The sequence below is a fragment of the Streptomyces mabaensis genome, from assembly GCF_053763515.1.
Map to the genome: position 1 here is coordinate 19,984 of NZ_JBSOPZ010000059.1, position 7,420 is coordinate 27,403.

The following is a 7,420-nucleotide window of genomic DNA, read 5'->3' on the forward strand; positions in this document are numbered from 1 at the left end:
CGCGCCGTGTCGGCGGCGGCGGTCGACCCAGTCGACGTTGAGACAACCTGGGAAGAGGTGGGCGGATGATGGCCGCCACGAAGAAGGCCGCAGGCTGCATCGTGGCCGCGGCACTGGCGGTGGGAGTCGTCGGCTGCGTCGGCGGCGGGCGCGCCAAGGAGGGTGCGAGGGGGGCGCAGGGCGGGGAGCGCGCGGCCCCGGCCGCCCCCGATGGGGCGGTCCGTCTGATCGGCGACGGCTCGACGGCGTACACGGGCCGCCAGCCCAACATCCCGAAGCCGGAGAAGATGAAACCCGGCCAGAAGCCCCCGCAGTTCGTGGTGTTCTCGTGGGACGGCGCGGGCGAGGACAGTCAGCGGCTCTTTTCCCACTTCCGCGAGGTGGGCAGGAAGTACGACGCGCAGATGACGTACTTCCTGAGCGGGCTCTATCTGCTGCCTGAGGAGAAACGTTACCTCTACGACCCTCCCCAGCACGCCCGCGGCCGTTCGGACATCGGCTTCGGTGACCCCGAGAGCATCGAGGAGACCGTGAAGCATCTGCGCGGCGCCTGGCAGGACGGCAACGAGGTCGGCACCCACTTCAACGGCCACTTCTGCGGTCCCGAAGGCGGGGTCGGGACCTGGTCCGTGAAGGAGTGGAAGAGCGAGATCGCGCAGGCCAAGTCCTTTGTGAAGAACTGGAAGACCCACGCCGGCCTGCCGGACGAGAAGCCCCTGCCCTTCGACTACGACGAGGAGCTCATCGGCGGCCGTACCCCCTGCCTGGAGGGTCAGCGCAACTTCATGCGGGCGGCGAGGGACCTGGGATTCCGGTACGACTCCAGCGGCATCAGCAAGCAGCTCTGGCCGAAGAAGACCGAGGGCCTGTGGGACCTGCCGCTCCAGCTGGTCCCGATGCCCGGACGGGGGTTCGAGACGCTCTCCATGGACTACAACTTCATGGTGAACCAGTCCGGCACGACCTCCCAGGGCCCCCGGTCGATGCACAGATACTGGGGCAACCAGATGCGCGACGGGCTGCTGCGGGCGTTCGAGCGCGCGTACCGGGGAAACCGCGCCCCGCTGATCATCGGTAACCACTTCGAGTCCTGGAACGGCGGCACGTACATGCGCGCCATCGAGCAGACCATCAAGACGGTCTGCGTCCAGCGGGACGTGCGCTGTGTGTCCTTCCGCCAGCTCGTCGACTGGCTGGACGCCCAGGACCCGCGGCTGATCGAGCGAATGCGCACCCTCGGCGTCGGCAAGGCGCCGAAGGAGGGCTGGGCGGAATTCCTGACCGTCCGGCCGGCCGCCCCGGCGGGCCCTGCCGAACCCGCCGGTCAGCGCTAGCCGGGCCTCGGCCGGAGCGATTGTGCGCAGCCCACGCCTGCCCCTCAGCCCGGCTGAGAAACCGGCGTGGGCTCGCCGAGTACGAAGGCGGGGTCGACCTGGGCCGCCAGGTCGGCGCCCGTCTTCGCGTTGGCCCAGCTCTCCGCGTTCTTCAGATGGAAGTGGACCATCTGGCGCGTGTAGCGCTCCCAGTCGCGCCGCGCGTACGAGTCGTCCGTCGCGTCCTGCAGGGCCTGCAGGGCGAGGCGGTTGGCGACTTCCAGCAGTTCGAAGCGCGGTGGGCGGCCCTTCTCCATCGCGCGCACCCAGTCGGAATGCCCGACGGTGACGAGTAGGTCGTCCCCCACCTCCTCGCGCAGGAAGTCGAGGTCGTCCTCGCCCTGCACCTTGTTGCCGACGACCTTGAGGGATACGCCAAAGTCCCGTGCGTACTCCTTGTACTGGCGGTAGACCGAGACGCCCTTGCGGGTCGGCTCGGCCACCAGGAAGGTCATGTCGAAACGGGTGAACAGGCCGGAGGCGAAGGAATCGGAGCCGGCGGTCATGTCGACGACGACGTACTCGTCCGGGCCGTCGACGAGGTGGTTCAGGCAGAGTTCGACCGCGCCGACCTTGGAGTGGTAGCAGGCCACGCCCAGGTCGGACTCGGTGAAGGGGCCGGTGGCCATCAGCCGGATCACGCCGTCGTCCAGACGTACGGGGCGGGCGCACGCCTCGTACACCGGGTTGTCCTCGTGGACCCGGAGCAGACGCGACCCCCTACCGGGCGGGGTCGTCTTGATCATCGTCTCGGCTGAGGCGATACGGCGGTTCGAACCCCGCAGGTACTCCTTGATCAGTGGGAGGTGCCCGCCCATCGCGGGCAGCGCGGCGGCCTCCGCCTCGTCGAGACCGAGGGCGGCCCCGAGGTGCTGGTTGATGTCGGCGTCCACCGCGACGACGGGGGCCTCATTGGCGGCAAGGTGGCGGATGAAGAGCGAGGACAGCGTGGTCTTGCCGCTGCCGCCCTTCCCTACGAAAGCGATCTTCATGTTCACCAAGGGTAATCGCATGATTGCGGGTCGTTGTCGAGCTGAGTGAAGAAGACCACTCCAAGGTGGGGTGCGCGCCGCGGGTGCGTAGGCTCCTTACCTATGAGTACGTCAGCCGATCCGCTCGCCGCACTGGGCTCGCTGCCCGGCGTCGCCGACTCCGTGGACTCCGTACGCAAGGCCGTCGACCGGGTGTACGGGCACCGGGTCATGCGCCGCCGCGGCACCGAGGTCACCTCCGAGGCCGCCCTGCGCGGGGCGCGCGGCAGCGCGGCGCTGTCCGGCGCCGACTGGGCGCTCGAAGAGGTGCGTCGCCGCACCGACTTCAGCAGTGACGCCGAGTCGCTGACCGTGGGCGCGGCCCTGCGGCTGACCGCGGAAGCGGGTCAACTGCTCAGCATCTGGCGCCAGTCGCCGCTGCGCGTGCTGGCGCGGCTGCATCTCGTGGCGGCGGGCGGTGCCGCGCCCGCCGACTCGGTGGGCCGGCCGCGGTTGGCGGGCGAGGAGGTCGACGAACCCCTCGTCGAGCTGCCGCTGCCGGACGCGGAGGAGGTGGCGGGCCGTCTGGAGGGCCTGTCGCAACTGATCATCAAGGGCGGCTCCGCCCCCGCGCTGGTCACGGCGGCGGTGGTGCACGGGGAACTGCTCGCGCTGCGCCCCTTCGGCTCGTACAACGGGCTCGTCGCGCGGGCCGCCGAACGCATCGTGCTGATCGGCAGTGGTCTCGACCCCAAGTCGATCTGTCCGGCGGAGGTGGGCCATGCGGAGCTCGGGCGCGCGGCCTATGTCGCGGCGCTCGACGGCTATGTCTCCGGGAGACCGGAGGGCATGGCGGCGTGGATCAAGCATTGCGGGCGCGCGGTGGAGCTGGGGGTCAGGGAGTCGACAGCGGTGTGCGAGGCGCTGCAGCGCGGCGCCGCCTGACGGCCGGAGGCGTCGCGTACGGCGCCGGAGACAGGGTTGCGGCGACACCGTGAAGCTTGTGGTGTCGCCGCTGGCATGTCCGCCCAGTTACCAAGCGTCCTCGATATATGCCCATCAGGTCGGGAACTCTGCCCGTCACCTGGTGCGGCTGGCCCGTAATCGACGGGTCGACGTCGCGTGGGTGCTCGGCTTTCATGCTTCGGTCCGTGGGCCTTACTGCGTTCTAAAGGTCATCCTCTCGGATCTGTCCTTGGTCTCGCGGGCCGTAACTCCTTTCTACTCCTGAACCGAGGGAAGCGGAAGTCCTGGTCGCAGTTCTTTGCCTTATAGGTTCAAATGGAATGGAATCGGACACCCCGGAACGGCCCTGGTCAGGCGGGTGCGGGAAGGACGGCGGTGCGGCGCCGGCTGGCGTACCAGACCAGTCCGGCGGTCGCCGCGGCCGCGCCCACGGCGGCGGCCGCCATCAGCGCGGGGCGCGTCGGCATCGAGAACCCGGGCAGCCGCTGCTTGAGACGGACGGGCCGGTTGAACACCAGAATCGGCCACCCGCGGGTGAGTGCCTCGCGGCGCAGCGCACGGTCCGGGTTGACGGCGTACGGGTTGCCGACCGCCTCCAGCATCGGGACATCGGTGACGGAGTCGCTGTAGGCGAAACAGCGGTCCAGGTCGTACCCCTCTGATTCGGCCAGTTCCCTGACGGCTTCCGCCTTGGTGGGGCCGTACGCGTAGTACTCCACCTCGCCCGTGAAGCAGCCGTTCTCGCCGACGACCATGCGCGTGGCGACCACCCGGTCGGCGCCGAGCAGCTCGCCGATGGGCTCGACGACCTCCGCCCCCGAGGTGGACACGATCACGACGTCCCGGCCGGCGGTGTGGTGCTCCTCGATGAGCGACGCCGCCTCGTCGTAAATGATCGGGTCGATGAGGTCGTGCAGCGTCTCGGCGACGAGCTCCTTGACCAGCTGGACGTTCCAGCCTTTGCAGAGCGCCGAGAGGTACTCGCGCATCCGCTCCATCTGATCGTGGTCGGCGCCGCCCGCGAGAAAGACGAACTGGGCATATGCGGTCCGCAGAACCGCTCTGCGGTTGATCAGCCCGCCTTGGTAGAAGGACTTGCTGAAGGTCAGGGTGCTTGACTTCGCAATGACCGTCTTGTCCAGGTCGAAGAACGCGGCTGTGCGCGGCAAGGAGTGGTTTTCCACGAGCGAGAGCATATGCGCCCACCATTCGGCGTAAGCTGGGGCGCGTGGGTTTGCCTGAGAAGGCTCTCGGGTACACCATGGAAGTCACGGATCGTTCGCGACCGTGCTAACCCGGTCTGGCTCCTCCCCCCCCGAGTCGGACCGTGGGGACGACCCCCGCTCTCCCCCCCGGCGGGGGTCGTCGCATGTCCGGACGCGTTTTCGCCACTTCTCTCCGGCTCATCACGGTCCTCCCTGCCCCTCATGGGCCTCCGCGGTGAAGGCCTTCTCCTCTTGAGACTCGTCACGGTGCGTAGTGGTTGCGATGCGCTCCGGAAGTCACTGGTATGAGTGAGCGAGATATTCACAACTGGGGAGTTGTCCACAGTTTTTGAGCAAGATCCACACGATTTCCAGGATCGCTGCACGGTGATTCCGTCCGCGAAGTTCGCGGATGCGGGATTTGTAGCGAGAGGGGGCGGAGATCGTGTCCGGATCCATCACTTCCGAGCGACTGCTGAGCACCGAGGGGCGACAGAGCAGGCCGCTGATCGTCACCGAGGACGTGGCGCTGCTGGACGACCTGTTGCGGTTGTGTGCGGCGGCCGGCGTGGAGCCCGAGGTTCACCACGGAGTGCCCGAGCCGGGAGGCGGCGGCGGGGGCGGAAGCGGCTGGGACGGCGCGCCGCTGGTTCTCGTCGGGGACGATGCCGCGCCTCGCGTGCGAGGGGCGGCGCGCCGGCGGGGAGTGCTTCTCGTCGGGCGGGACCAGGACGATCCGGAAGTCTGGCGCCGGGCCGTGGAGATCGGCGCCGACCATGTGCTCCGGCTCCCCGACGCCGAAGCCTGGCTCGTTGACCGGATCGCTGATGCGGCGGAGGGCGCGGGGCGGCAGGCGCTCACCGTCGGGGTGATCGGCGGGCGAGGCGGTGCAGGAGCTTCGACGCTGGCCTGTGCGCTCGCGGTGACCGCTGCCCGCAGCGGCGAGCGGGCCATGCTGATCGACGCCGATCCGCTGGGCGGTGGGCTGGATGTGCTGCTCGGCGGGGAGAGCGTGGACGGGCTGCGCTGGCCGGATTTCGCCGGCTCGCGGGGCAGGGTCGGCGGTGGGGCGCTGGAGGAGTCGCTGCCCGAGCTGCACGCCCTGCGGGTGCTCAGCTGGGACCGCGGAGACTCGGTCGTCATTCCGCCGGCGGCCGTACGGTCGGTGCTCGCCGCGGCTCGCAGGCGCGGCGGGGTGGTGGTCGTGGATCTGCCCCGGCGGGTGGACGAGGGGGTGGCCGAGGCGCTGGCCCAGCTGGACCTGGGGCTGTTGGTGGTGCCGGCGGAGCTGCGGGCCGTCGCGGCGGCGAGCCGGGTGGCGTCGATGGCGGGCATGGTGCTGCGCGACCTTCGCGCCGTGGTGCGCGGCCCGTACGCGGCGGGGCTCGACGAAGAGTCGGTGGCGCGGCTGCTGGGGCTGCCGCTCGCCGGTGAACTGCCCGTGGAGCCAGGGCTGCTGGGTGCCCCGGACGGCAGTGCTCCGCCGGGCGGCCGTGCGCGTAGTCCGCTGGCCCGGTTCTGCGCGGCGTTCTGGGACCGGACGCTGGCCGGGGGTGTTCCGTCATGAGCGCTCAACTGCTGGATGCGGTGCGGCAGCGGCTCGCCGAGAGTGGTGCGGAACCGACCCCCTCCCGAGTGGCGGCCGCGCTGCGGGCCCAGGGACGGCTGCTGGGGGACGCGGAAGTGCTGGGCGTGGCAGCGGAGTTGCGTTCCGAACTCGTGGGCGCCGGGCCGCTGGAGCCGCTGCTCGCGGATCCTGAGGTCACGGACGTCCTGGTGGCCGCGCCCGACCGGGTATGGGTGGACCGGGGCAGCGGGCTCGAACTCACCGGTGTGTCGTTCGCCGACGCGGGCGCGGTACGCCGGCTGGCTCAGCGGCTGGCGGCGGTGGCCGGGAGGCGGCTGGACGATGCCCGGCCGTGGGTGGACGCGCGGCTGCCGGACGGGACCCGGCTGCACGCGGTGCTGCCTCCCATCGCTGTCGGCTCGGCCTGCCTCTCGCTGCGCGTGGTCCGGCCCCGGGCCTTCTCGCTGGCCGAGTTGGTGGCGGCGGGCACGGTCCCGCCGGGCGGGGACCGGGTGCTGCGGGCGCTGATCGATGCCCGGCTCTCCTACCTGATCAGCGGGGGAACGGGGTCGGGCAACCCGGATAACTAGTGGTGACGCCGCTAGTTGCCGATCACTTTGGCGGCACCGGCAATGTGATCGAGCGGGCTCCCGTCACGCCCCTGACCTGCACCTTTGTCGACGTCGGCCGCACACTCGGAGCGGCCGAGGCGCGGGCCTTCGAATCCAAGGTTGGGCGTGAAGAAGCCCCGGCCGCGTGGTGCTGGCGACCGGGGCGGGGAAGATCAGAGGGTGGATGTGGGGACGAGGAACCCTCGTGCGGCCTTGGGCTCGGAGGCCCCCGCCGCCGGGATGGCCTGCCCGACCAGGGTGAGGCAGCCTGTGCGCAGCCTCTCGTGGTTGGCGTACAGGCAGGCGAGGCGCACCTCGGTGTCCAGCACGGCCGCCCACGCCGCGTCGACGTGCTCCTGGTGCGCAGGGGCGTTGGTCATGCGGGCGCGCAGGCACTGGATCAGGAGCCACTTCGCGGCGTCCTGCCGGCCCTTGCGCTCTCCGAGCATGTCGGCGGCCAGCTGCCACAAGCGCCGTGAATCCTGGGCGGAGTCGGGGCCGGTGAGCGCCATGATGGCGACGTCGCCGAGGCCGCGGGAGTCGCTCGACTGCGTGGTGTACGCGACGGTCAGCCCTTCCAGGGGAAAGACGGTCACGCGGCTGCGTCCGGTCAGTTCTTCGATGGCCACAAGCGTTCCGTTCTGTGCATGTGGGCGCGGGGGGGGGGGGGGGGGGGGGGGGGGGGGGGGGGGGGGGGGGGGGGGGGGGGGGGGGGGGGGGGGGGGGG

6 protein-coding genes and 1 pseudogene are annotated in these 7,420 nt (G+C 70.6%); 4 read left to right on the forward strand and 3 right to left on the reverse strand.

Features of this window, described 5'->3' with window-relative positions; genetic code table 11:
• The first annotated feature begins 65 nt into the window (after positions 1-65).
• Positions 66-1,334 (forward strand): hypothetical protein, encoded by a 1,269-nt coding sequence (locus ACWV17_RS32375; protein ID WP_455362461.1) that lies wholly within the window; start codon positions 66-68, stop codon positions 1,332-1,334.
• Positions 1,335-1,378: 44 nt separating this feature from the next.
• Here ACWV17_RS32375 and ACWV17_RS32380 read toward each other — a convergent pair whose 3' ends face one another.
• A complete protein-coding gene (locus ACWV17_RS32380) occupies positions 1,379-2,365 on the reverse strand; it encodes an ATP-binding protein (protein ID WP_455362462.1) in 987 nt (328 codons plus the stop codon).
• Positions 2,366-2,467: 102 nt separating this feature from the next.
• Between ACWV17_RS32380 and ACWV17_RS32385 the strand changes: the two genes are divergently transcribed.
• Positions 2,468-3,289 carry an oxidoreductase gene (locus ACWV17_RS32385; RefSeq protein ID WP_455362463.1) on the forward strand — a complete coding sequence of 274 codons (822 nt, stop codon included), beginning with the start codon at positions 2,468-2,470 and terminating at the stop codon, positions 3,287-3,289.
• A gap of 371 nt (positions 3,290-3,660) precedes the next feature.
• Here ACWV17_RS32385 and ACWV17_RS32390 read toward each other — a convergent pair whose 3' ends face one another.
• Positions 3,661-4,506 (reverse strand): HAD family hydrolase, encoded by an 846-nt coding sequence (locus ACWV17_RS32390; protein ID WP_455362464.1) that lies wholly within the window; start codon positions 4,504-4,506, stop codon positions 3,661-3,663.
• A 454-nt stretch (positions 4,507-4,960) separates the two neighbouring features.
• On the opposite strand from ACWV17_RS32390, the gene ssd reads away from it, so the two are divergent.
• A complete protein-coding gene (gene ssd, locus ACWV17_RS32395; protein ID WP_455362465.1) occupies positions 4,961-6,082 on the forward strand; it encodes a septum site-determining protein Ssd in 1,122 nt (373 codons plus the stop codon).
• Positions 6,079-6,657 (forward strand): annotated as a pseudogene (locus tag ACWV17_RS32400) (ATPase, T2SS/T4P/T4SS family); the annotation flags it as partial. The gene ssd and the pseudogene ACWV17_RS32400, both read left to right, overlap by 4 nt.
• Positions 6,658-6,866: 209 nt before the next feature.
• On the opposite strand, the gene ACWV17_RS32405 reads toward ACWV17_RS32400, so the two are convergent.
• The gene (locus ACWV17_RS32405; RefSeq protein WP_455362466.1) at positions 6,867-7,322 is read right to left on the reverse strand and encodes a hypothetical protein; all 456 of its coding nucleotides are present in this window, start codon (positions 7,320-7,322) and stop codon (positions 6,867-6,869) included.
• Positions 7,323-7,420 lie beyond the last annotated feature (98 nt).